We start from the raw sequence: 24191 nt of genomic DNA, 5'->3' as shown, positions 1-24191 counted from the left end.
ACTTCCTGGCCAGCCGATCCCTGAGCAAGGCTGGATTGCGACGGTTGGTCCCCCGGTCGAGCCGGGGGATGACGGAGGGATGAGGGTAGCGTGTTCCCGCCCTACTTCACGAACAGCCGCCGCTCGAACTCGCAGAAGGTCGCGACCCCGGTCTCGGTGATCCGGATCGGCTCGGAGATCGCGATCCCCCAGTCGTCCAGCCAGATGCCGGGCATGAAGTGGATGGTCATGTTCGGCTGGAGGATCGTGTCGTCGGTGGCGCGCAGCGAGATGGTGCGCTCGCCCCAGTCCGGCGGGAAGTTCAGCCCGATCGAGTAGCCGCAGCGGGAATCCTTGACCAGGCCGTGCCGGGCGATGGTGCGGGTCCAGGCGGCATGGACGTCGCGCGAGCCGGCCCCGGGCCTGGCCACCTCCAGGGCCGCCTGGATCCCCTCGGCCACCACCTTGGCCGCATCGGCCATCTTCTGCGGCGGCTGGCCCAGATAGACGGTGCGGGTGAGCGGCACGTGGTAGCGGTGGCGGACGCCGGCCACCTCGATCGTGGTGCCGGTCTGCGCCTCGAACGGCGCGTCCGACCAGGTGAGGTGCGGGCAGGACGTGCCGATCCCGGTCGGCATCAGGGGCACGATCGCCGGGTAGTCGCCGCCATATTCGTCCAGGCCGCGCGTGCCGGCCGCCTGGATCTCGGCGGCCACGTCGCACTGGCGGACACCCACCGCCATCCGGTCGATCGCGGTGGTCATGATCTTCTCGGTGATGCGCGCGGCTTCCTGCATCAGCCGGATCTCGGCGTCCGACTTCACCGCGCGCACCCAGTTCACCAGGCAGTCGGCATCCACGATCTCCGCGTCCGGCAGCTCCTTGACCAGCACGGCCTGGGCGCGGGCGGTGAAGTAGTAGCTGTCCGCCTCGACCCCGATCCGGCCTTGGCCCAGGCCCCGGTCGCGCAGGTTGCGCGCCAGCTCCTGCATGGGATGGCTGGTGGTCGACTGCACGAACTCGTCGGCATAGTAGAGGATGTTCTCGCCCGGCAGGATCGTGGTGATCCGAGCGCCATTGGCGTCCTGGCCGCGGCCGAACCACAAGGGGTGCTCCAGGTCCTGCAGGACCACCACCGCCTGGTGGACGTAGAACGACCAGCCATTGTAGCCGGTCAGATAGTTCATGTTGGCCGGGTCGCTGCAGATCAGCGCATCCAGGCCGGCCTCGGCCATCCGCTGCTTGGTCCGGGCGACCCGCTCGGCGAACTCCGCTTCGCTGAACGGGGTGTTGTTCTTGCCGAATTCCATGGTGTGTCCTAGCGGATCGTCACGTCGGTGGGGGTGTGGGTGAGCACCTCGGCACCCTGGTCGCCCAGGAGCACGGTGTCGGAGATGAAGAAGTCGCCCTGGCCGGTGCCCATCAGCCAGGACAGGACGTGGAAGCTCATGCCGGTGCGGATCGGCAGGTCGCTGTCCGGGCGCAGGCCCCAGACCTGGTTGCCGCCGGTCCAGCTGGGCGGCACGCCGATCCCGACCAGGTAGCCGCAATGGTGGCGGCGGTAGTGGCCGAGCCCGGCCCGGTCCACCACGCCCTGCCAGGCGGCATAGACGTCGCGGGCGAGCACGCCGTCCTTCAGGCTCGCCACCACCGCGGCGAATGCCTCCTTGGCGACGGCCGCCATCGCATGGGCTTCCGGCGGAGCCTGGCCGATATGGAGCAGCCGGCCGAGCGGGGCGTGATAGCGGGCGACGCAGCCCGACAGCTCCAGGAACAGCGTGTCCCCTGCGCGCAGCCGCTGCTGGCTCCAGCTGGTATGCTCCTCGCCCAGCCGGCTGGTGGCGCGGATGAAGGGGCCGAAGCCCGGATAGGTGCCGTGCAGGGCCATGGCGGCCAGGCTGGCGGCGGCGATCTCGGCCTCGCTGGCGCCGGCCCGGGCCGCCTGGATCGCGGCGCTGGCCGCGGCATCGCTCACCTTGGCGGCGGCACGCAGGCAGGCCTGCTCGGCCGGGCTCTTGACCATCCGGATCGCGTCGATCAGCCCGCTGGCATCGACGAAGGCGCGCGCGGTCAGCTGCGCCTGCAGGGCCTGGCCCAGCGCCATCGGCAGGCCGCTGCTGACGGGCTCGAAGCCGACCCGCCCGAGCGGCCGGCCGCCCAGCTCGCGATAGGCGACATCGGCCACCGTCTCATGGTCGGGATGGCCGGCGAAGCGGGCATGGCGGACCTGGGTCGTCACGGTGACCCGCTCCATCGCCCGGGTGATCAGCACCGCCTCGCCGGCCAGCGGCAGGATCAGGAGGTGCGGTGCGAAATAGCCCCAATGGTCGAGCCCGGTCAGGTAGACGAGGTTCTCCGGGGAGGAGACCAGCAGGAGATCGAGCTCCCGCTCGACCATCGCCTGGCGTACCGCGGTGATCCGCGCGGCGAACTCGCCGGGCGGGAAGGGGGTATCCACCACGCCGGCGGCTTCCGCCCCGCCGGGATCCGACCATTGCTGCACGGTGATCATCCTGAAGCACATGCATGTATACATGCAGTGCCAATCTTTGGCGGGGAATTGCTTCTCATCAAGATGGATTCGTGCGTACGCACTGAAGATGTACACAACTCTTGAATCTGTCGTGGCAGTGATGCACCCTCAACGGATCGTGAAGTTCATCAGCCACGGACCCTGTGCGCGAGCGACCTGCCCGCGGGCGAGAGGCTGCCCAATATGCAATGCCCAACCTGCAACGGAGGACGCATCATGCTGAAGACGATCCTGTCGCGTCGTGCCATGGCCGCCCTGCTCGCTGCGGCCGCCGCCTTGTCGGTGGGCCAGGCCCACGCCCAGTCGACCCTCGAGGCCGCCAAGGAAGCCGGCTATATCCGGGTGGGCTTTGCCAACGAGGCGCCGTTCGGCTTCGCCACCCCGGATGGCAAGCTCACCGGCGAATCCCCTGAGGTGGTGCGCGCGGTCCTCAAGAAGCTGGGCATCGCCGAGATCGACGGCGTGCTCACCGAGTTCGGCTCGCTGATCCCGGGCCTGCAGGCCGGGCGGTTCGATGTCGTGGCGGCCGGCATGTTCGTCAATCCGGCGCGCTGCGGCCAGGTCCTGTTCTCCGAGCCCACCTACGGGATCGGCCAGGCCATGCTGGTCCAGGAGGGCAACCCCAAGGGGATCGCCGACTATGGCAGCATCGCCGGGAATCCCGACCTGAAGCTTGCGGTGATGGCCGGGGCGGTCGAGGCGGGCTACGCCGCCGATGCCGGGATCGACCAGTCCCAGCTGGTGCTGCTGCCCGACCAGTCCAGCCTGGTGGCCGCCGTGAAGGCCGGCCGCGCCGATGCCGCGGCGCTCACCGCGCTCTCCATCGCCGAGATGGCGGCCAAGAACGAGGGCGTGGAATCGACCAAGCCGTTCGGCGAGGTCGCCGGCAAGTCGGTGACCGGCCATGGCGCGGTGGCGTTCCGCAAGGACGACACCGAGCTGCAGCAGGCGTTCAACGCCGAATTGAAGAACTTCCTGGGCTCGGAGGAGCATCTGGCCCTGGTCGAGCCGTTCGGCTTCGGCAAGGACTTCCTGCCGACCAAGACCACCGCCGAGCTTTGCGCTGGCGAGTGATCCCTTGACCATGCACGGTCGCCGATCATCCGGCGGAGACACGACATGGTGATGCGCTCGGTCGTGGTGGCTGCGGTCGTGAGCTTCACGGCGGGCCTGATCGTCGCCTCCTTCGCGGGCTTTCGGGAGTTCATCCCGGGGCTCCTCGAAGGGGCCTGGATCACCGTCCAGATCACCGCGGCCGGTGCCGTGGTCGCCGTGGTCTGCGCGGTGACCGCAGGTCTCCTGAAGATGTACGGGCCCTGGCCGCTGCGCTGGCTGGCGGTGGCCTATATCGAGCTGTTCCGCGGGACCTCGGCACTGGTGCAGCTGTTCTGGCTGTTCTTCGTCCTGCCCTTGTTCGGCGTCACCCTGCCGCCGATGACCGTGGCGATCGCGGCGCTCGGCCTGAACATCGGCGCCTATGGGGCCGAGGTGGTGCGGGGCGCGGTGGGCGCCGTGCCGCGCGGCCAGTGGGAGGCCACGGTGGCGCTCAACATGACCCGCACCGAGGCGCTGCGCCGGGTCATCCTGCCCCAGGCCTTCGTCGCGATGATCCCGCCCTGGGGCAACCTGTTCATCGAGCTCCTGAAATCGACCGCGCTGGTCTCGCTGATCACGATCGGGGACCTGGCGTTCCGCGCTCAGCAGATGAACCAGACCACGTTCCGCACCGCCGAGATCTTCAGTATCGTGCTGGTGATCTACCTGGCCATCGCCGCGGTCATCACCGTGGGCATGAAGGCGCTGGAGCAGAAGGCGGCGGGCGCCATGGCCCGCGGCCGCGGCCACTAGGGAAGGGACCGCCTGTCATGCTCTGGGACTGGAGCTATGCCTTCGAGATCCTGCCGGTGCTGGCGCGGGCCTCGCTCGTCACCATCCAGGCGACGCTCATGGGCTTCGTGCTGGCGCTGGTGCTGGGCCTCGTCTTCGCCATCCTGCGGATGTCGCGCGCTGCCTGGATCGCCCTGCCGGTCGCGGCCCTGGTCGAGTTCATCCGCTCCACGCCGCTCCTGATCCAGATCTTCTTTCTCTACTTCGTCTTCCCGGAGTTCGGCCTGTCCCTGGACGCGCTCACCGCAGGCGTGCTGGCGCTGGGCCTCCATTACGGCACCTACTGCGCCGAGGTGTTCCGCGCCGGGCTCGACAACGTGCCGCGCGGCCAGTGGGAAGCCTCGGTGGCACTAAACCTCAGCCCCTATCACACCTTCCGCGACATCATCATCCCCCAGGCGATCCCGCCGGTGGTGCCTGCACTCGGCAACTATCTGGTCGCCCTGTTCAAGGAAACGCCGCTGCTCTCGGCGATCGCCGTGCTGGAGCTGATGCAGCAGGCCAAGATCCTGGGCTCCACCACCTTCCGCTATATCGAGCCGATCACGCTGGTGGGCGCGTTCTTCCTGCTGTTCAGCCTGGTCGCCGCTGCCCTGATCCGCATGGTGGAACGCCGCCTCAACCGCATCGGAGCACGCTGATGACGCCCCAGCCCATGGTGAAGTTCGACGGCGTGACCAAGCGCTATGGCGCGCTCACCGTCCTGGACAATCTCGACCTGGAGATCCTGCCGGGGGAGAAGGTCGCGATCATCGGCCCGTCCGGCTCGGGCAAGACCACCGTGCTGCGCATGCTGATGACGCTGGAGAAGATCAATGACGGCGTGATCTGGGTGGACGGTGAGCCGCTCACCCACATGCCGCGCAATGGCGGGCTGGCGCTGGCCGACAACGCCCATCTGCGCCGGATGCGCGGCAAGATCGGCATGGTCTTCCAGCACTTCAACCTGTTCCCGCACATGAGCGCCTTGAAGAACTGCATGGAGGCGCCGGTCACCGTGCTCAAGCTCTCCCAGGACGAGGCGCGGGCCAGGGCCACCGAGCTCCTGCAGATGGTGGGCTTAGGGGACAAGCTCGACCACTACCCCTCCCAGCTCTCCGGCGGCCAGCAGCAGCGGGTCGCCATCGCGCGCGCCCTTGCCATGCGGCCCAAGGTCATGCTGTTCGACGAGGTGACCTCGGCGCTGGACCCGGAACTGGTGGGCGAGGTCCTGAACGTCATCCGGCGCTTGGGTGCTGAGCTCGATCTCACCATGCTGATGGTCACCCACCAGATGGGCTTCGCCCGCGAGTTTGCCGACCGGGTCTGCTTCTTCTATGGCGGCAGGATCGCCGAGCAGGGTCCCCCTGAGCAGATCTTCGGCCAGGCGCACAACGAGCGGACCCGGCAGTTCCTGAGCGCCTGCCTGGAAGCGATATGACCGCACCCGTCCTGCCGGACGAGCCGGGCGAGGCCCCGGCCACCGCGCGCGAGCGCTCGGACCGGATCTACGGCATCCTGCGCGACCGGATCTGCATGCTGGCCTACCCGCCGGGCACGCGCCTGTCCGAGGAGGAACTGGCGCTCGAGTTCAACGTCAGCCGCACGCCGGTGCGCCGGGTCCTGACCCGGCTGGAGAACGAGGGCCTGGTCAGCATCGTCCATGGTGTCGGCACGCTGGTGACCGATGTCGACCTGGACGAGCTGGCGCAGGTCTATCACCTGCGCCTGGAGCTGGCCGCGCTGATGGGCCGCCTGGCGCCGGTGCAGCCCGATGCCGACGCGATCGGCCGGATCGAGGCACTGATCGAGCGCTGCGACGAGCAGGCGGCCAGCCGGCTCGACCACATGGCGTTCGCCCGCCTCAACATGGCCTTCTTCGCCGAGATCAGCGCCATGATCGGCAACCAGCCGCTGCGCGAGATCAGCGAGCGGCTCTACTACCAGACCTCGCGGATCGTCCTGAAGCTCCTGCCGACCATGAACCTGCAGGAGGAGTTCTCCGCCTTCCGCCAGGAGATGGTCGAGATCCTGGCGGCGGTGCGGCTGGGCGACATCGTGTCGGTCGGGCATCTGCGCCGGGTGCACATCTCGATGAGCTTCCAGCGCATGCTCCGCCGGGCGGATGCCGCGCGCCGCTGACCGGGCGTGGACAGAACCCGCGCGGCGTCCGATCATCCCGGCACCACGACATCCTGGGGGAGAAGGTCCGATGGCGCTGTTGATCCGTGGCGGCACCGTGGTCAACGCCGACCGCAGCTTCCGCGCCGACGTGCTGGTGGATGGCGGCCTGATCCAGGCGGTCGGCGAGAATCTCGACGCGCCCGCAGGCGCCGAGGTGATCGACGCCGGCGGCGCCTATGTGATCCCGGGCGGCATCGACCCGCACACTCATCTGGAGATGCCCTTCATGGGCACGGTGGCGGTCGAGGACTTCTTCTCCGGCACGGCCTCGGCCCTGGCCGGCGGCACCACCATGCTGATCGACTTCTGCATCCCCGGGCCCGGCCGCAGCCTGACCGACGGGCTGGACGACTGGCAGTCCTGGGCGAAGAAGGCCTGCGCCGACTATTCCTTCCACGTCGCCATCACCGAATGGACCGAGCGCACCGCCCAGCAGATGGCCGAGGTGGTCGATCGCGGCGTGACCAGCTTCAAGCACTTCATGGCGTACAAGGGCGCCCTGATGGTCGACGACGAGATCCTGTTCCACAGCTTCTCGCGCTGCCGCGACCTGGGTGCCCTGCCGATGGTCCATGCCGAGAACGGCGACGCCGTCTTCCTCCTCCAGCAGCAGCTGCTCGACCGCGGCATCACCGGCCCGGAGGGCCACGCGCTCTCCCGCCCGCCCCATGTCGAGGCCGAGGCCGCCAACCGCGCCATCATGATCGCCCAGACCGTGGGCTCGCCGCTCTACGTCGTCCACACCTCCTGCCGCGAGGCGCACGAGGCGATCGCGCGCGCCCGTGCCTCCGGCCTGCGCATCTATGGCGAGCCCTTGATCCAGCACCTGGTCCTGGACGAGAGCGTCTACTGGTCGTCCGACTGGGAGTTCGCCGCGTCCCGGGTGATGAGCCCGCCGTTCCGCTCCAAGGAGCACCAGAAGTCGCTCTGGGACGGGCTGGTCGCCGGCTCGCTCCATGTGGTCGCCACCGACCATGCCGCCTTCACCATCCAGCAGAAGAAGATGGGCCTGGACAACTTCACCCTCATCCCGAACGGGACGGGCGGGCTGGAGGAACGGCTGAAATGCCTGTGGCATTTCGGGGTGAACACCGGCCGGCTCACGCCCAACGAGTTCGTGGCGGCCGGCTCGGCCAACTGCGCGCAGATCTTCGGCCTCTACCCGCGCAAGGGCGTGATCCAGGCGGGTGCGGACGCCGACCTGGTGGTCTGGGACCCCAAGGCCAGCGGGACGATCTCGGTCAAGACCCACCACTCCAAGATGGACACCAACGTGTTCGAGGGAATCCGGGTGGAGGGCCTGCCGGCCATCACGATCGCCAACGGCAAGGTGGTCTGGCGCGACGGCCAGCTCGACGTGCAGCAGGGTGCCGGCCGGATGATCGAGCGCAAGCCCGGCAGCGCCGCCACCGAGGCGCAGGCCAAGGTCAACGAGCGCACCCGCCCGCAGGGCGTGCGCCGCACCGTGAGCGCCCAGCAGACGCCCTGAATTCAGGGCTTCGTGCGGACCTTCAGAATTCTTTGGAGACGCTCGCCAGCTGTGCCTCCGGGGCCTGGCGGGCGCGCTGGGGATCGAGCTCGGTGCAGGCCGGGGCCAGGGCCGGCCCGGCGTCGAGCTGCCGCTCGACCGCGGCATGGCGCACCACCATGCCCTTCTCGGTGGTGATCAGGAACACCTCGATCGCGCAGCCATCCAGGTGGAAGCGCCACCACTGCGCCGGGCCGGCGTTCATCACCATCTCGGGCGTGCCGAACATGGCATCGAGCTGGTGGGCGTTCATGCCCACCAGGTCGAGCCGGCGCGGCAGGGCATCGGCCGCGATGACGGACGATACTGGCGCCGCGGCCGGTGCCATGGCCGTAGGCGGCGGCTGCACGGTGCAGCCCGTCACCAGGACGAGCAGCCCGACCGCCGCCGCGCGGGAGAAGTTGAACTGCCGCTGCATCAGCTGGCGACGGCCTCCTGGATAGACTGGGGCTGGGACTGGCTATGGGACGCGGCCTGCTCCGGCCGGCCCTCGATCATGTTCACCGAGCCGGACAGGATCCCGCCGCGCTCGATCTCGATCTCGCCATAGCGCACATTGCCCTTCACCTTGCCCGAGGCACGGATCAGGAGCCGCTTGCGCACGGTGAGCTCGCCCTCGTAGACGCCGCTGATCTCGGCCTCCTCCACCTCGCAGCCGCCGATGAACCGCCCGGACGCGGCGATCTCCAGCGCCCGGGTCTCGTTCAGCGTGACCTCGCAGAAGCCTTCCACCACCAGCCGGTCGCAGGCGGTGATCTCGCCGGCCAGCCGGATCCCCTGGCCGACGATCAGCCGCTTGCCGGCTACGTCGTCGACCGTCGCCGCACCGGGCCTGGGCGCCATCACGCTGGCCGCGGTCGGTGCCGGCGCCTCTTCGCGCTTGGGCACGGCCGGCATCACCGGCGCTCGCTGGTCCAGCGAGGGGCGGGCGGGGACGGGGTCCAGCTTCTCGGGACGAGGTGGCTCGTTGTCTTTCCTGCGGAACATGCGGTCACCGTCGGCTTGGGGTTCGTCGGAAGGGCTCCGACCTCCACAGAGGCGTCCCACGGCCGCCGGGCCGCGGATACATGTCCGGCTCTAGCACTCGTGCCCGGAAGGTAGAACCCGGCACGTCCCGCACTCGGACGAACTGGCGAAACATGCCGTTTCCGGTAACCCCGGCAAAGATGCCGTACCCGCGCAGGCGGCGCTTTATCAACCATACGTTGCATAAGCGACACGAGATTGCCACTCCATACACCGCCGTTGCCCCCATTGGCGACATCGCTATGGTCCCGCCGCACCACCATTGGAGTTTCTGGAACATGCCGGCAGCCGCCTCCTTGCCCGACCAGCTCGACGTCGTGGGCCTCGGCAACGCCATCGTCGACGTCGTGGCCGATGCGGACGAGGCGCAGCTCGCGAGCCTGGGCCTCGTCAAGGGAGCGATGACCCTGGTCGATGCCGAGCGCTCCGAGTTCCTTTATTCTCATATGGGCCAGGGAGTGGAGCAGTCCGGCGGCTCCTGCGCCAACAGCATGGCCGCGCTGGCGGCACTCGGCGCCGATGTCGGCTATGTCGGCCGGGTCAAGCAGGACCAGCTGGGCGCCATCTTCGCCCACGACATCCGCGCCACGGGCGTGATCTTCCCCAACAGCCCGGCCGCCGACGGCCCGGCCACCGCGCGCTGCCTGATCTTCGTCACGCCGGACGCCCAGCGCACCATGCAGACCTATCTGGGCGCCTGCGTGATGCTGGACGAGAGCGACGTCGACGAGCAGCTCGTGGCCAGCGCCAAGGTCACCTATCTGGAAGGCTATCTCTGGGACCGCGACGGTGCCAAGGCCGCCTGCCTGAAGGCCGCCCGGATCGCCGAAGCGAACGGCCGCAAGCTGGCGCTGACCCTGTCCGACAGCTTCTGCGTCGACCGCTGGCGCGCCGAGTTCCGCGATCTGGTCCGCGACCGGGTCGACATCCTGTTCGCCAACGAGAGCGAGATCACCAGCCTGTACGAGACCGACAGCTTCGACGAGGCGATGGCGGCGGTCCGTCGCGAGGTGGACCTGGCCGTGCTGACCCGCGGACCCTCGGGCTCGGTGATCGTGGCGGGCGACGAGGCCCATCCGATCGAGATGGTGCGCCCGGCCCAGGTGCTGGACACGACCGGGGCAGGCGACCTCTACGCTGCCGGCTTCCTCTACGGCTACACCCACGACTTCTCCCTGGCCGCCGCCGGCCGCCTGGGCAGTGCCTGCGCCGCCGCGGTGATCGAGCAGTACGGTGCCCGGGTGCACCGGCCGCTGCGCGAGCTGATCCAGAGCGCGGCGGGCTGAGCCTGCCGGCCAGCTAACCCCCAGCACCGATGCCGCCCCCCAGCCGGCTGGCAGGAATCGGCTGGGCGCTGGCCGGCGTCCTGGTGTTCACCATCATCTTCGCCGCCGGCAAGCTCACCGGCGGCGAGGTGCCGCTCGCCCAGCTCGTGACGCTGCGCCTGCTGGCGGCCTTGCCGGTGCTGGCCGTCTGGCGTCTGGCCGCCGGCAAGCGGATCCCGCTCTTCACCCGCGCGCCCGGCTGGAGCGTCCTGCGGGTGCTGGCCGGCTATGGCGGGCTGATCTGCGCGCTGGAGGCGGGCGTGCGCCTGCCGCTGGCGCAGGCCAGCACGCTGGGCCTCGTGGAGGGCGTGCTCGCGGTCCTGTTCGGCGCCCTCCTGCTCCACGAGCAGGTGAGCCGCCGCCACACGCTGGCGGCCGCGGTCGGCCTGGCCGGCGCGGTGCTGGCCGCGGAGCCCTGGCAGGTCGACTGGCAGGCCTCGATCGGCGTGCCGATCGCACTCGGCAGTGCCGTCCTGTTCGCCCTGGAGGCGGTGATCATCAAGAAGCTGGTCGAGCTGGACGAGGCCTGGACGGTGATCTTCACCGTCCACGTGCTGGGCCTCCTCGTCCTGGCGGTGCCGGCGGCACTCACCTGGCGCGCCCTGGACTGGCCGACCACCCTGTTCGTCCTGGGCCTGGGCCCGCTCGGCATCCTCGGCCAGTTCATGAACGTGCGCGCCTGGCGGGCCCTGCCGGTCTCGGTGATCGGCCCGCTCACCTATAGCTGGGTACTGTTCGCCGGCCTGCTGGGCTTCGTCGTGTTCGGCGAGGTGCCGGGCCTGTGGACCCTGGCCGGTGCCGCCTGCATCCTGACAGGCGGCGTCCTGCTCGCCCGGGACGGGCGCTGAGCCGGCCCAGACGATCCAGCTTGGTGGCCCTGGTCGGCCCCCGCTGATGGCAGCAGGGGCCGGGCCCGGTCAGCGCATTGCCTGCTTCAGCGCCTGGTCGAGGTCCGCGATGATGTCGGACGCCGTCTCGATGCCGACCGAGAGCCGCACCACGTCCGGGCCGGCACCGGCCGCCACCTGCTTCTCCGGGGTGAGCTGGCGATGCGTGGTGGAGGCCGGATGGATGATGAGCGAGCGGGTGTCGCCGATATTGGCCACGTGGCTCAGCAGCTCGCAGCTGTCGACCACCTTCACGCCCATCTCGTAGCCGCCCTTCACGCCGAAGGTGAAGACCGAGCCCACCCCGTTCGGGCAGTACTTGTCCAAAAGCGGGGTGCGGTTCTGCTCCAGCCTGGCATAGGACACCCAGGACACCGCCGGATGCCCTTCCAGGAAGGCCGCGACCTTGTCGGCGTTCTCGGTGTGCCGCTGCATGCGCAAAGGCAGGGTCTCGATCCCGTTCAGGATCAGGAAGGCGTTGAACGGCGACATGGCCGGGCCCATGTCGCGCAGCCCGATCGCCTTGTTGCGCACGGTCAGCGCGAAGGTGCCGAAGGTCTCGTAGAAGCTGAGCCCATGATAGGCCGGGGTCGGCTTGGTCATGAGCGGGAACTTGTCGTTCTGCGCCCAGTCGAACCGGCCGCCCTCGACGATGCCGCCACCCACCGAGTTGCCCTGGCCGCCCAGATACTTGGTCATGGAGTGGACGACGATGTCCGCACCCCATTTCAGCGGGTTGCAGAAGTAGGGGCTGGGCAGGGTGTTGTCGACGATCAGCGGCACGCCCGCCGCATGCGCGATCTCGGCGATGGCCTCGATGTCGGCGACGATCCCGTCCGGGTTCGACACGCTCTCGATGAACAGCGCCTTGGTCTTCGGCGTGATCGCTGCCTTGAAATTGTTCGGCTCGCGGGGATCGACGAAGCTCACATGCCAGTCGAACTGCGGGAAGGTGCCGCTCATCTGCGCGATCGAGCCGCCATAGAGGCGGTTGGACGAGACCACGTGGTCGCCCGGCGAGAGCAGGTTCAAAAAGGTCAGGAACTGGGCGGCATGGCCAGACGCCGTGGCGCAGGCGGCCGTGCCGCCCTCCAGGGCCGCGATGCGCTCCTCCAGCACCGACACGGTCGGGTTGGTCAGCCGGCTGTAGATGTTGCCGAACTTCTGGAGGTTGAACAGCGCCGCCGCGTGGTCGACATCGTCGAACACGTAGGAGGTGGTCTGGTAGATCGGCACCGCCCGCGCACCCGTGGTCGGGTCGGGGGCTGCCCCCGCATGCACCGCCAGCGTCTCGAACCCGTAACCTGTCTCTTCCGCCATCGATTGTCTCCCGTCCGGCACGTGACGCGGTGCTGCATGAGAAGCCCGGAACTTTCAAGCTCCGCCGGTTTCCGGCATGGTCGGCGGCCATGAAGCTCGCGCGACGCTCCCTCCTGGCTACCTTGCCCGGTCTCCTGTCCGCCTGCGCCTCGATCGGGCCTCTGACCATCGTGCGCGACCAGCGCGACTACACCGAAGCCATCGCCGATGCGGCCAAGCGCCAGGTGCTGGGTGCGGTGGTGCGCCTGCGCTACGGCGACCATGTCAGCTTCCTGGACATCGGCTCGGTCGTGGCCGGCTACCAGTTCGAGACCGGGATCGGCACCGGCACCGCACTCACCAGCGGCCTGGATCTCGGCGAGAACGTCCGGCTCTCGGTGGATGGCCGCTATGTCGACCGGCCGACCATCACCTGGCAGCCGGTGGCCGGTGCGGCTTTGTCCGAGCGGCTCCTGCAGCCCTTGCCGCCGGGCGTGATCGCGGTGCTGGGCCTCACCGGCTATCCGCCCGAGATGGTGTTCGGCCTGACGGTGAGCTCGATGAACGGCCTGTCGAACGGCTCGACCCGGCCTGGCGAATCGATCCCGGCGCACCCGCGCTGGGAGATCGTGATCGACCGGTTCCGCGTGCTGCGCACCACGGGCGTGCTGGGCATCCGCACCGAGCGCGATGGCCTGGGCCGGCCGCGCTTCGTGCTGGTCGACGAGAGCCGCGGCACCGACCGGCGGGTCCAGGACATCCGGATCCTGCTGGGCCTCGATCCCGAGGAGAACGAGTTCCCGCTGGTCTATGGCTCGGGGGCCGGCGACGGCCACGAGATCCGGATGATCACCCGGCCGCTCCTGGAGGTGCTGCTCGAGGTGGCCGGGCGCATCAAGGTGCCGGCGGCCGACGTGGAATCCGGCCGCACGCCCGCCACCGTCACCGACGTGCCGAGCCAGCCGGTCCTGCGCATCGAGGCGGCACAGGAGCGGCCCGAGGACCCTTATGTCGAGGTCGACTATGGCGACGGCTGGTTCTGGATCGACGACCGCGACTATGCCAGCAAGCGGACCTTCACCCTGCTGATGCTGCTCGTCTCCCTGGCCCAGACCGATTCCGAGCGCCAGCAGCCGCTGCTGACCATCCCGACGGGGTGAGGGCGTAGGTGGACGGCAGGTGCGGTCACCTGCCGTCGTCTCGCGGCCTGCCGCAAACGTCGACCGATGGCTGTGATCATCGATAGTCGGAGCGTGCGGGGCGGGCCCGAAGCCCCGTCAATGCCCGATGTCGAACAGGTCGCGATGCCGCCGCGGCCGTGAGGCCAGGTACTGGGCAGGTGCGGTGACCTGGCCGCCGAGATGGGCCGCCGCATGCCAGGGCCAGCGCGGGTCGTAGAGGATCGTGCGCGCCAGCGCGATCAGGTCGGCGTCGCCGGTGGCGACGATGGCCTCGGCCTGCTCGAACTCGGTGATCAGCCCGACCGCGATCACCGGCATCCGTGTCGCCGCCTTCACCGCCCGTGCCATTGGCACCTGGTAGCTCGGCCCCACCGGGATCCGCTGGGCCGGATCCAGCCCGCCGCTCGAGACGTGGATGGCGGCGCAGCCGCGCGCTTCGAGGGCCCGGGCGAAGGCGATGGTCTGGTCGATGTCCCAGCCACCTTCCACCCAGTCGCTGCCGGACACCCGCATGGACACGCCGCGCTCGGCCGGGAACGCAGCACGCACCGCGTCGAAGACTTCGAGCGGGAAGCGCATCCGGTTCTCCAGGCTGCCGCCATACGCGTCGTCGCGGCGGTTGGAGAGTGGCGAGAGGAACTGGTGCAGCAGATAGCCGTGCGCGCCGTGGATCTGGACGGCTTCGATCCCCAGCCGTGCCGCCCTTCGCGCTGCCTCCGCAAAGGCATCCCGCACCCGCGCCATGCCGTCCCGGTCGAGCGCCGCCGGCGGGTGCTCGCCCGCTTCATAAGGGACCGCGGACGGTGCCGCCGTCTGCCAGCCGTTCGCCTGCCCGGGCGGGATCTGCGCACCGCCCTGCCAGGGGACCTCGGTCGAGGCCTTGCGGCCGGCATGGGCCAGCTGGATGGCGATGGGCATCTCGGACCAGCGCCGCACGCTCTCCAGCGTGCGCGCGATCGCCGCCTCGGTCCCGTCGTCCCAGAGCCCGACATCGGCATAGGTGATCCGTCCTTCGGGCAGGACGGCGGTCGCCTCGATGGTCAGGAGCGCCGCGCCGGAAAGCGCCAGGTGGCCCAGGTGGATGAGGTGCCAGTCGGTCATGCAGCCATCGACGGCCGAATACTGGCACATGGGTGCGATGACGATCCGGTTGGCCAGCTCGAGATGGCCGACCCGGATCGGCGTGAACAGCGTGCTCATGCCGGGTGCTCCTGCCATGGCCGCCAGGGACGAGCCGGCGGTCCCGCCGCTCCAGCCTGACAGCGTTGGAATTCGTTCCGACGAGGATCCAGGTCGCCGAAGGCGGGCTGCCCCGTTCAGACCAGAGCAACGCATGCCTGCGGGAGCAGTTCCGGCACCTTGGCTGCCTCAGGGACAGAATCAGCGGCGATACGGCCATGCACCGGGGATGCTACGGCACTGCTCCGTACATCTCCGTCCAGGGTCAGGGAGACCCGCATGCCCGACCTCTTCGCGTCGACCCGGCCCGCCGAGATCGCCCCCTTCGTCGGCAAGCACTATATCTACACCTACGACAATGGCTGGCAGTACGAGACCTACATCAAGAACGAGCGCCACCTGGACTACCGGGTGCACAGCGGCATCGTGGCCGGCCGCTGGGTGAAGGACCAGGAAGCGCATATCGTCCGGCTGGCCGAGGGCGTGTTCCGGTTGTCCTGGGTGGAGCCCACCGGGACCGGCGTCAGCCTTGCCGTCAACCTGGTCGAGCGCCGCCTGCACGGCGCCATCTTCTTCCCGCGCTGGGTGGCGGACGCGCCGCAGAAGATCGTGGGCTTCCAGAACCCGCAGATCGACCGGATGCTCGGCTATCGCGATGCCGGGCCGACCTATCCGATCGAGCTGGTCGATTCCTTTGCCACGATCACCTTCGTGGAGGACCGCGGCCGCGATGACGAGACGGTGATCGCGTGCGCGCCCGAGGCGCTGCCGCCCGGCTATGCGGCGCGACGCAACTGAGCAGGCTCGGTCGCCCCGGGAGGCCGGAACGACGGCCTTCCATGCCAGGTCGTCCGATGCGATGATGGCAGGCTGTTCCGGATGACGGAGCCGGCAACCCGCACGGCGTTGATTTTTGCGAAACGAACCCGAGGGCCCGGCCCGTTTCAATCACTTGAATAGTTTCGACAGCCCGGGGCCCGGGCGGATCAGGGCTTGGCCCGGAACTTGGACAGCTGCATGGCCTGGCCCTTCTTGGACGAGATCATGCCGCGGTTGACCCCCATCCAGCCGATCTCGCCGAACAGCCGGCCGTACTCGATCTTGGGGCAGCGATCCATCACCACGGTGAGGCCGGCCGCCTCCGCTTTGGCCGCCGCCTCGTCATGGCGCACGCCCAGCTGCATCCAGACCACCTTGGCGCCGATCCGGATCGCCTCGTCCACGATCGGCGGCGCGTCCTCGGAGCGGCGGAAGATGTCGACCATGTCCGGCACGAGCGGCAGGGAGGCCAGGTCCGGATAGACCGTCTCGCCCAGGAGGGTCTGGCCGGCATAGCGCGGGTTGACCGGGATGATCCGGAAGCCCTTGCCCTGCAGGTAGAGCATGGCGAAGTAGGACGGCCGCATCTCGTTCATCGAGGCGCCGACCATGGCGATGGTCTTCACCTCCTTGAGGATGCGGCGGAGATCGGCGTCGGCGTAGCGCAGCTCGGCGGTCATGACGGTCCAGGCGGCAGGGGCGGGGGAGGGAGGTGGCTCAGCCGTTCGGCCAGACCGGCTTGCGCTTCTCGGTGAACGCAGCCACGCCCTCGCCGAAGTCCGGGCCGGTCGCGTTCTGGACGATCACCCCGGTCGCATGCCGGTAGGCCTCCTCCAGCCCCATCCCGGCCTCGTCATGGAAAGCCCGCTTGCCGAGCGCGATCACGTCGAACGGCTTCTCGGCGATCCGGGCCGCGAGGTCGGCCACCGCCCCGTCCAGCTCCGCCTTCGCCACCACCCGGTTGACCAACCCCAGGCGCAGCGCCTCGGCGGCATCGATGAAGTCGCCGGTGAACAGCATCTCCAGCGCCGCCTTCTGCGGCACGGCGCGGCGCAGCGCCACGGCCGGGGTCGCGCAGAACAGGCCGAACTTGACGCCCGAGGTGGCAAAGCGGCTCTCCTCGGTGCAGATCGCGAGGTCACAGGCCGCGACCAGCTGGCACCCCGCCGCGGCCGCGATCCCGTCCACCCGCGCCACCACCGGCTGCGGCAGGCGGGCGAGCTTCACCATCACCCGGGAACAGTGGCTGAACAGCTCAGTGAGCGTCGCCTCGCTGCGGTCGGCCGCCATCTCCTTCATGTCGTGGCCGGCGGAAAAGGCCGGCCCGTGTCCGGTCAGCACCACGACCCGGACCGAGCGGTCCTCGGCAATCGTGTCCAGCTGCGCCTCCAGCTCGGCCAGGACCGGCCGGGACAGGGCGTTGAACGCCTTGGGCCGGTTGAGCGTGAGCGTGGCGACCCCGTCTTGGTCGTCCCGCAGGATCAGTGGCTCGTTCTGGATGCTGGTGCCGGACATGGCGGACTGGTCCCGGAAGCGCGGATGCGGCCCGTGAAGGGCTGGCTGGCACCCTCCATATAGTGTCGGGACGGGCTCTCCCACCCCCTGACGGCAGGGATCAAATGTCGTCGCTGTTCCGGGTGTGGGTGTCCCAGCCGAGCATCGCGATCCTGGCCACGGCCTCCAGCTCGCTGCGGCCAGCGCCGTCGCGGGCCAGGATCGACATGCCGCTCTGGACGGTCTGGACGAACCGGGCCAGCGCCTGGACATCGGTCGATGCCGGAAGCTCACCTTCGGCCACCGCCTTGCCGATGCGCGCCTCCAGGCGGTCGAGCATGGCGGCCCGCGCCGAGCGCATGCGCGCGTCGAGCTCGGCATGCTCCCCGCAGCCGGCCGACGAGAGCGTCACCATGCAGCCCGGTGGGTTGCCGCCGCACGTGTCGGTCAGGGCCACGGCCGAATCCAGCAGAAGGCACTCGACCGCCTGACGCGCCGTCGCCGCGGCGCTGTACCTGCCCCAGACGAGATCGCCGTAATGGTCGGCATAAAAGCTCAGCGCCTCGAGATAGAGCGACTCCTTCGAGCCGAAGGCGGCGTACAGGCTGGGTGAGCCGATCCCCATCGCCTCGGTCAGGTCGGAAATCGAAGTCGCCTCATAGCCTTTGAGCCAGAACAGGCGGGTGGCCTTCGCCAGGGCCGCCTCCCGGTCGAAGGCGCGGGGCCGCCCGCGTGGGCGAGCCGGGGCCGTTCCGTCGGCTGACACGGTCTGTCCCGATTTATGCAACGGTCACTACATATATATCCCTTGATCCGCCTCCTCAACGCTCCTAGCTATTTATGTATCAATCGATACAGAAAGTGAGAGCAATGAGTGAACTGGCTGGTAAGCGCGCCCTCGTCACGGGCGGATCACGCGGCATCGGTGCCAGCATCGCGCTGGCGCTGGCCGAGAAGGGCGCGGACGTGGCCATCACCTTCGAGCGCTCGGCCGATCGCGCCGCCGCGGTCGTCCGCGAGATCGAAGGCAAGGGGCGCAAGGGGCTCGCCATCCAGGCCGACAGCGCCGATCCCGCGGCCGTGAAGCGCTCGGTGGACGAGGCGGCCGAGGGGCTGGGCGGCCTCGACATCCTGGTCAACAACGCCGGCATCGCTCATTATGGTCCATTGGCGGAGGTCAGCCTCGCCGAGATCGACGCCCTGTTGCACGTCAACGTGCGCGGCCCCGTGCTGGCCGCGCAGGCCGCCATCCCGCACCTGCGGGAAGGGGGGCGCATCATCTCCATCGGCTCGGGCCTGGGCGAGCGCGTCCCGTTCCCGAACGTGACGGCGTACTCGCTCACCAAGTCGGCGCTCCTCTCCCTGACCCGGGGCCTCGCCCGCGAGCTGGGGCCCCGCGACATCACCGTGAACCTGGTGCAGCCCGGTTCCACCGACACCGACATGAACCCGGCCGATAGCGAGCAAGCCGAGGGCCAGCGTGCCCTGACCGCGCTCGGTCGCTACGGCACGCCGGAGGACGTGGCGGCCGCCGTGGCCTTCCTGGCCAGCCCCGCGGCACGGCAGATCACCGGGACCGTCCTCACGGTGGATGGCGGCGCCATCGCCTGAGCCGCTCCTGACAATCTCGACGCCCCCCCAAGAACGGAGCAGCCGAATGGCAAAGCCGGAATTCTTCATCACCCCCGGCTATGGGGAGCGCCTGCTGGAGCTCCTGCACTACGCGCAGGCGGTAAAGATCGGCAACCGCGTGGAGATCTCGGGCCAGGGCGGCTGGAACGACGACTTGGAGATTCCGGACACCCTCGAGGATGAGATCGCCCAGGCGTTCCGCAACGTGGAGCGGACCCTGGCGACCGCCGGTGCCGGCTGGGAGCACGTCGTGCACGTCAATTCCTACCATGTCGGCGGCTTTCCCCCGGAGGTCAACGCGACGATGGCCAGGCTGTACCGCCACTACATGCCGAACCACGCCCCCATCTGGACGCAGCTCGGGGTGGCGGCCCTGGGACTGCCGACGATGCGCATCGAGATCCGCGTGACCGCCATCCTTCCCTGAGTCTCGGAAGGCATGGAGCGGTGTCGGCCGTCGCCTCAGCCGCTCCTGCCGGCCACGCTCAGGCTCGATCAGCTTCTTCAGGAATATGGTGGCCGGCAGCGTGGCTCGGTTCCCTCGACGCCCGGCAGCCCGCCAATCCGGGCTGGTCCCACCAGCATGGATGCGGCAAGGAGGGCCCGGAACCGGCCGAATGGAACCCTTGACCCAGTGTCGACCACGTCTTCCTCACCCCTGGAACCCCTGGATGCCGCAGGCTTCGAAGCCCTGGCGCTGGGCAGCGTGCCGCTCGCCGCAACCCTCGGCCTGAAGGTCGACCGGTTCGATCGCGACGGCGCGGTGGTGCGCCTGCCCTGGTCGGCCACTGCCCTGCGCCCGGGCGGCTCGGTATCGGGGCCGGCCATGATGACGCTGGCCGACATCGCGCTGTGGGGTGCGGTCCTGGCCAGGATCGGCCACGAACCCTTGTGCGTGACCACCGACCTGACCTTCCACTTCCTGGCCAAGCCCCGTCACGCCGACGTGCTCGCAGAAGCCCGCCTGCTCCGGCTCGGGCGCACGCTGGCCATCGCCGAGGTCAGGCTGCTGTCCGAGGGCAGCGACCAGCCGGTGGCGCACGCGGTCGGCACCTATGCGATCCCCTCCAGGACAGGGCCCGATGGAGCGCCGGCTTGACAGGGAGGCGGTGCCGCCGCTAAACGACCGCCCACCGCTGGAGGCATCGGCTCCCGGCGATGAATGTCTTGTGGCTGCCGTCAGGTAGCGTTGATGGCAGAAGTGAGTTGATCTGATGGGCACCTATTCCGCCAAGCCGGCCGACATCCAGCGCGACTGGCTGTTGATCGACGCCGAAGGCCTCGTCTTGGGCCGGCTCGCGACCTACGTGGCCAACCGGCTGCGTGGCAAGCACAAGGCGATGTACACGCCGCACATGGACACCGGCGATCACGTGGTGATCATCAACGCCGAGAAGGTGGTCCTCACCGGCAACAAGCGGACCCAGAAGGTCTACTATCGCCACACCGGTCATCCGGGCGGCATCCGCGAGGCCCGCGCCGACAAGATCCTGGACGGCCGCTTCCCCGAGCGGGTCATCCAGAAGGCGGTGGAGCGGATGATCACCCGCAACCCGCTCGGCCGTGACGTGATGCGCAAGCTCCACGTCTACAAGGGTGCGGAGCATCCGCATCAGGCGCAGCAGCCGACCCAGGTCGACTTCGCCGCGCTGAACACCAAGAACGCCCGCACCGCAGCCTGAGCAGATCCATGGCCGAGACCGCCCGTTCCTTTTCCGAACTCGCCCGCCTGCGCCCCGCCGCTCCTGTGGAGCCGGTGGCCGCACCCGCACAGCCCAAGATCGACGCCCAGGGCCGCGCCTATGCCACCGGCCGCCGTAAGGAGTCGGTGGCCCGGGTGTGGGTGAAGCCCGGCACCGGCAAGTTCACGGTCAACGGCAAGGAAATGCCGGCCTACTTCGCCCGGCCGACCCTGCAGATGATCGTCAACCAGCCGTTCGAGCAGATCCAGGCGGTCGGCCGCTACGACATCGTCGCGACCGTGGCCGGCGGCGGCCTGTCCGGCCAGGCCGGCGCGGTGCGCCACGGCATCAGCCACGCCCTGGTGGCCTATGATCCGGCGGCCCGCCCGGCGCTGAAGGTCCGCGGCTTCCTGACCCGCGACTCGCGCATGGTCGAGCGTAAGAAGTACGGCAAGGCCAAGGCTCGCCGCAGCTTCCAGTTCAGCAAGCGCTGAGCCGCAAGTCAGCTTCGAACTTACTGGGAAGGGCCGGGCGGCGACGTCCGGCCCTTTTCGCGTCCACTTCCGGTCACTGGCGTGCGTCGGGTTGCGGCCCGCCGGATCCCCTGCAACACTGGCGGCTGTCGGAACGAAGCCCGCAGGATGGTGACATGCCCGAAAGTTGGACGTGGCCGGCTGCCTGCCGCTGCGCAGCGATCTTCTGCCCGGGGCATGGCCGCTGATGGCGAAGGTCCTGCAGATTTCCGACACCCATGTCGGCTTCGCCAAGCGGCATTTCCTGGACAACTGGCGCAAGGTCCAGGCCTGGGCGGACGCCCAGGACGCCGACCTGCTGATCCATACCGGCGACGTCACGCTGGATGGTGCCGGCGACGCCCGTGACATCCCGTACTGCGCCGAACTCCTGCAGGGCCTGGACATCCCCTGGCAGTCCGTGCCGGGCAACCATGACGTGGGCGATCCGGACTCCCTGGCCCAGCCGGTCGACGACGCGCGGCTCGCCGCCTGGGCGGAAGGGTTCGGCACCGGCAACTGGGTCATGGACCTGGAGGAGTGGCGGCTGATCGGCCTGAACTCCATGCTGATCGGCAGCAGCCGGGGCGAGGAGGTGAGGCAGCTCGACTGGCTGAAGGACCGGATGGCCAGCGCCGGCGGGCGGCGGATCGGCTGGTTCCTGCACCGGCCCTTGTTCATCCATGAGCCCGAGGATCCGGACATGGGCTACTGGGCGGCCAAGCCGGAGCCGCGCCAGGCCTATATGGAGCTGATCGGCCGGCACGATGTCGGCCTGGTCGCATCCGGCCACCTGCACAAGTCGCACGACTTCGAGCTGGATGGCGTGCGCTATGTCTGGGCGCCGTCCACCGCCTTCGCGCTGCGCCCCGATCAGCAGCCGGGCATGCCGGGCGAGAGCCGGCTGGGTGCCGTGGTCTACGAGTTCGAAGGCAGGGAACTGTCCGTCGCCCGTGTCGACGTGCCGGAACTGCACATGTTCTGGATCGACGACGTCCTGCACGAAATCTATCCCGGCAGCTCGGTCTCCTGACCGTCCTGCGGCCCGTCTGAGCGGATCGACCCATCCATGGCGCAGCTCGACCTTCGCGGCATCAGCAAGTCCTTCGGCGACACCGCCGTCCTGCGGGACATCGATCTCTCGATCGCGGATGGCGAATTCCTGACCCTGGTCGGGCCGTCGGGCTGCGGCAAGTCGACCCTGATCCGGATCATCGCCGGCCTGGAGCCGCAGACCGCCGGCAGCATCGCGGTGGACGGGGCCGCGATCGACCATCTGCGGCCGCACGAGCGGCGCGTGGCCATGGTGTTCCAGAGCTACGCGCTCTACCCGCACATGACGGTGTTCCAGAACCTGGCCCTGCCGCTCACCATGGCCCGCCTGACCATGGCCGAGCGGCTGCCGCTCCTCCGCCTGCTCTCGCCCAGGCGCCGCCGGATCATGGCGGGAATCGGCCAGGAGGTCGGCACGGTCGCCGAGCAGCTGCAGATCGACCGGCTGCTCGACCGCCGCCCGGCCCAGCTCTCGGGCGGCCAGCGCCAGCGCGTCGCGCTCGGACGGGCGATGGTCCGCCATCCCGCCGTGTTCCTGATGGACGAGCCGCTCTCCAACCTGGACGCCAAGCTGCGCGTGCACATGCGCAGCGAGCTGGCCGACCTCCATGCCCGGCTGCGCGCCACCTTCGTCTACGTGACCCACGACCAGGTCGAGGCGATGACCATGTCGGACCGGGTCGCGATGATGCATGGCGGCCGGATCATCCAGCTGGGCACCCCCGCCCAGCTCTATGACCGGCCGGCCAACCTCACGGTCGCCCAGTTCATCGGCAGCCCGACCATCAACCTCATCAAGGGCCGGATCGACGCGGACGGTGCCATCGAGATCCCGGGCGGCCGGATCGGCCTCGCCACCGGCCTGCCGCCGGGATCCGAGGTCACGGTCGGGCTCCGGCCGGAGGCGGTGGTGCCGGCCCCGCTGGCCCCTGCCTTCCAGGATCCCGTGCGCCTGCCGGCGCGGCTGCATCGCCGCGAGAATCTGGGGCCCGAGCAGATCCTGCATTTCGACCTGCTGGGAGGGGAGAAGGCCGGCCTGATCTGCCGGGTGATGGGCAGCGAGGCGGTCGTGGCGGACGAGCCGGTCGACCTGCTGTTCGAGGCCGGCACCTGCCACGTCTTCGATGCGGCCGGGGAGCGGGTCGCCCTGCCGGCATCCCTGGCATCGAGCCCGCTACCGGCCCGCCCGGTGGCGCCGCTGGCCGGAGGTTCCGGCACATGAGCACGGCGGCGATGCCGTTCCGGCGCCAGCTCCTCTGGCAGAAGCTGACCGGTGCCGGCTTCGCCCTGCCGGCCTTCCTCCTGCTGCTGGCGCTCCACGTCGTCCCGCTCCTGGTCCTGGCGGGTCTGAGCTTCACCGACTACGAGCTGGGCGTGGTGACGTTCGAGTGGGTGGGGCTCGACAACTATGCCCAGGCCTTCTCCGACGAGACGTTCCGTCGCTCGCTGGTCAACACGCTCTATTATGTCGCGATCGTGCTGCCGGGCTCGGTGATCCTCTCGCTGCTGGTGGCGGTCCTGGTCCACCAGCGCAAGCGCACCCGCTCCTTCTACGAGATCATCTACTTCCTGCCGGTGACCTCGACCCTGATCGCGATGGCGACGGTCTGGCAGTTCCTGCTCCACCCGAGCCTGGGCGTGATCAACGCCGCCCTGCGCAAGCTGGGCTTCGGCGAGGTGCCGTTTCTGAGCGACCCGGACCTGGCCCTGCCGACGCTCGCCATGATCGGCATCTGGCAGCTGATCGGCTTCAACATGATCCTGTTCCTGGCTGGCTTGTCCTCGATCCCGCGCGACCTCTACGAGGCGTCCGCGATCGACGGGGTGGGCAACGGCGTCGACCGGTTCCTCACCATCACCTGGCCGCTGCTGGGCCCGACCACCCTGTTCGTGATCGTCACCACCTCGATCACCGCCTTCAAGGTGTTCGACACGGTGGCGGTGATGACCAAGGGCGGTCCGCAGGGGGCCACCGAGGTGATCCTCTATGCGATCTACCTGGAAGGCTTCTA

The 24191-nt window shown here is 69.2% G+C and carries 27 protein-coding genes; 18 read left to right on the top strand and 9 right to left on the bottom strand.

Features of this window, described 5'->3' with window-relative positions; genetic code table 11:
• Positions 1-101: 101 nt before the first annotated feature.
• Together VNS22_RS02340 and VNS22_RS02335 are read right to left on the bottom strand one after the other, a co-directional pair.
• Positions 102-1289, bottom strand: a complete 1188-nt coding sequence (locus VNS22_RS02340; protein WP_325729206.1) for a Xaa-Pro peptidase family protein — start codon at positions 1287-1289, stop codon at positions 102-104.
• Between the two features lie 8 nt (positions 1290-1297).
• Positions 1298-2482 (bottom strand): Xaa-Pro peptidase family protein, encoded by a 1185-nt coding sequence (locus VNS22_RS02335; protein ID WP_325729204.1) that lies wholly within the window; start codon positions 2480-2482, stop codon positions 1298-1300.
• Positions 2483-2728: 246 nt separating this feature from the next.
• Here VNS22_RS02335 and ehuB point away from each other — a divergent pair, with 246 nt between their 5' ends.
• From ehuB to hydA, 6 genes are all read left to right on the top strand, one after another.
• Positions 2729-3586, top strand: coding sequence for an ectoine/hydroxyectoine ABC transporter substrate-binding protein EhuB (gene ehuB, locus VNS22_RS02330; protein ID WP_325729202.1), 858 nt, complete (start codon positions 2729-2731; stop codon positions 3584-3586).
• A 45-nt stretch (positions 3587-3631) separates the two neighbouring features.
• Positions 3632-4360 (top strand): ectoine/hydroxyectoine ABC transporter permease subunit EhuC, encoded by a 729-nt coding sequence (gene ehuC / locus VNS22_RS02325; RefSeq protein WP_325729200.1) that lies wholly within the window; start codon positions 3632-3634, stop codon positions 4358-4360.
• A gap of 17 nt (positions 4361-4377) precedes the next feature.
• The gene (ehuD, locus tag VNS22_RS02320; RefSeq protein ID WP_325729198.1) at positions 4378-5040 is read left to right on the top strand and encodes an ectoine/hydroxyectoine ABC transporter permease subunit EhuD; all 663 of its coding nucleotides are present in this window, start codon (positions 4378-4380) and stop codon (positions 5038-5040) included.
• The gene (ehuA, locus tag VNS22_RS02315) at positions 5040-5819 is read left to right on the top strand and encodes an ectoine/hydroxyectoine ABC transporter ATP-binding protein EhuA (protein ID WP_325729196.1); all 780 of its coding nucleotides are present in this window, start codon (positions 5040-5042) and stop codon (positions 5817-5819) included. The genes ehuD and ehuA overlap by 1 nt, the downstream gene beginning before the upstream one ends.
• Complete coding sequence (locus VNS22_RS02310; RefSeq protein ID WP_325729194.1) at positions 5816-6520, top strand: GntR family transcriptional regulator; 705 nt, start codon at positions 5816-5818, stop codon at positions 6518-6520. Before ehuA ends, VNS22_RS02310 begins: the two co-directional genes overlap by 4 nt.
• Positions 6521-6590: 70 nt before the next feature.
• Complete coding sequence (gene hydA / locus VNS22_RS02305; RefSeq protein WP_325729192.1) at positions 6591-8051, top strand: dihydropyrimidinase; 1461 nt, start codon at positions 6591-6593, stop codon at positions 8049-8051.
• A 22-nt stretch (positions 8052-8073) separates the two neighbouring features.
• Here hydA and VNS22_RS02300 read toward each other — a convergent pair whose 3' ends face one another.
• Both VNS22_RS02300 and VNS22_RS02295 read right to left on the bottom strand, forming a co-directional pair.
• Entirely contained in the window at positions 8074-8508 is a 435-nt protein-coding gene (locus tag VNS22_RS02300; protein WP_325729191.1) for a hypothetical protein, read from the bottom strand.
• Positions 8508-9077 (bottom strand): polymer-forming cytoskeletal protein, encoded by a 570-nt coding sequence (locus VNS22_RS02295; protein WP_325729190.1) that lies wholly within the window; start codon positions 9075-9077, stop codon positions 8508-8510. The genes VNS22_RS02300 and VNS22_RS02295 overlap by 1 nt, the downstream gene beginning before the upstream one ends.
• A 317-nt stretch (positions 9078-9394) precedes the next feature.
• Between VNS22_RS02295 and VNS22_RS02290 the strand changes: the two genes are divergently transcribed.
• Positions 9395-10402: an adenosine kinase gene (locus tag VNS22_RS02290; RefSeq protein ID WP_325729188.1), complete on the top strand. Its 1008-nt coding sequence runs from the start codon at positions 9395-9397 to the stop codon at positions 10400-10402.
• A 29-nt stretch (positions 10403-10431) separates the two neighbouring features.
• Positions 10432-11289 carry a DMT family transporter gene (locus VNS22_RS02285; RefSeq protein ID WP_325729186.1) on the top strand — a complete coding sequence of 286 codons (858 nt, stop codon included), beginning with the start codon at positions 10432-10434 and terminating at the stop codon, positions 11287-11289.
• A gap of 69 nt (positions 11290-11358) precedes the next feature.
• On the opposite strand, the gene VNS22_RS02280 is transcribed toward VNS22_RS02285, so the two are convergent.
• Positions 11359-12648 (bottom strand): O-acetylhomoserine aminocarboxypropyltransferase, encoded by a 1290-nt coding sequence (locus VNS22_RS02280; RefSeq protein WP_325729184.1) that lies wholly within the window; start codon positions 12646-12648, stop codon positions 11359-11361.
• A gap of 89 nt (positions 12649-12737) precedes the next feature.
• Between VNS22_RS02280 and VNS22_RS02275 the strand changes: the two genes are divergently transcribed.
• A complete protein-coding gene (locus VNS22_RS02275) occupies positions 12738-13787 on the top strand; it encodes a hypothetical protein (RefSeq protein WP_325729182.1) in 1050 nt (349 codons plus the stop codon).
• Positions 13788-13904: 117 nt separating this feature from the next.
• On the opposite strand, the gene VNS22_RS02270 is transcribed toward VNS22_RS02275, so the two are convergent.
• Positions 13905-15008, bottom strand: coding sequence for an NADH:flavin oxidoreductase/NADH oxidase (locus tag VNS22_RS02270; protein ID WP_325729180.1), 1104 nt, complete (start codon positions 15006-15008; stop codon positions 13905-13907).
• A gap of 258 nt (positions 15009-15266) precedes the next feature.
• On the opposite strand from VNS22_RS02270, the gene VNS22_RS02265 reads away from it, so the two are divergent.
• Positions 15267-15785 carry a phenolic acid decarboxylase gene (locus VNS22_RS02265; protein ID WP_325729178.1) on the top strand — a complete coding sequence of 173 codons (519 nt, stop codon included), beginning with the start codon at positions 15267-15269 and terminating at the stop codon, positions 15783-15785.
• Positions 15786-15973: 188 nt separating this feature from the next.
• Here the strand turns inward: VNS22_RS02265 and VNS22_RS02260 are convergent, their stop codons facing one another.
• The 3 genes from VNS22_RS02260 to VNS22_RS02250 form a co-directional block, all read right to left on the bottom strand.
• Entirely contained in the window at positions 15974-16486 is a 513-nt protein-coding gene (locus tag VNS22_RS02260) for a CoA-binding protein (protein WP_325729176.1), read from the bottom strand.
• Positions 16487-16523: 37 nt separating this feature from the next.
• Positions 16524-17321 (bottom strand): enoyl-CoA hydratase, encoded by a 798-nt coding sequence (locus VNS22_RS02255; protein WP_325729174.1) that lies wholly within the window; start codon positions 17319-17321, stop codon positions 16524-16526.
• Between the two features lie 100 nt (positions 17322-17421).
• On the bottom strand, positions 17422-18066 hold the full coding sequence (locus tag VNS22_RS02250; RefSeq protein ID WP_325729172.1) for a TetR/AcrR family transcriptional regulator: 645 nt from the start codon (positions 18064-18066) through the stop codon (positions 17422-17424).
• 104 nt (positions 18067-18170) lie between these two features.
• On the opposite strand from VNS22_RS02250, the gene VNS22_RS02245 reads away from it, so the two are divergent.
• The 8 genes from VNS22_RS02245 to VNS22_RS02210 all read left to right on the top strand — a co-directional run.
• Complete coding sequence (locus VNS22_RS02245) at positions 18171-18911, top strand: 3-oxoacyl-ACP reductase family protein (protein WP_325729170.1); 741 nt, start codon at positions 18171-18173, stop codon at positions 18909-18911.
• A 46-nt stretch (positions 18912-18957) separates the two neighbouring features.
• Entirely contained in the window at positions 18958-19359 is a 402-nt protein-coding gene (locus VNS22_RS02240) for a RidA family protein (RefSeq protein WP_325729168.1), read from the top strand.
• A gap of 207 nt (positions 19360-19566) precedes the next feature.
• Complete coding sequence (locus VNS22_RS02235) at positions 19567-20031, top strand: PaaI family thioesterase (protein WP_325729166.1); 465 nt, start codon at positions 19567-19569, stop codon at positions 20029-20031.
• Positions 20032-20146: 115 nt separating this feature from the next.
• Positions 20147-20614 (top strand): 50S ribosomal protein L13, encoded by a 468-nt coding sequence (rplM, locus tag VNS22_RS02230; protein ID WP_325729164.1) that lies wholly within the window; start codon positions 20147-20149, stop codon positions 20612-20614.
• A gap of 8 nt (positions 20615-20622) precedes the next feature.
• Complete coding sequence (rpsI, locus tag VNS22_RS02225; RefSeq protein WP_349261685.1) at positions 20623-21108, top strand: 30S ribosomal protein S9; 486 nt, start codon at positions 20623-20625, stop codon at positions 21106-21108.
• A gap of 226 nt (positions 21109-21334) precedes the next feature.
• A complete protein-coding gene (locus VNS22_RS02220; protein WP_325729162.1) occupies positions 21335-22159 on the top strand; it encodes a metallophosphoesterase family protein in 825 nt (274 codons plus the stop codon).
• 36 nt (positions 22160-22195) lie between these two features.
• On the top strand, positions 22196-23401 hold the full coding sequence (locus tag VNS22_RS02215) for an ABC transporter ATP-binding protein (protein ID WP_325729160.1): 1206 nt from the start codon (positions 22196-22198) through the stop codon (positions 23399-23401).
• Positions 23398-24191 (top strand): sugar ABC transporter permease (locus tag VNS22_RS02210; protein ID WP_325729158.1); only part of this gene is annotated, 794 nt, incomplete at its 3' end. The genes VNS22_RS02215 and VNS22_RS02210, both read left to right, overlap by 4 nt.

The organism is Geminicoccus sp., from assembly GCF_035556675.1.
Taxonomy (GTDB): domain Bacteria; phylum Pseudomonadota; class Alphaproteobacteria; order Geminicoccales; family Geminicoccaceae; genus Geminicoccus.
Note: the sequence above shows the minus strand (reverse complement) of the source record. Positions and strands in the feature narration are given on the sequence as shown.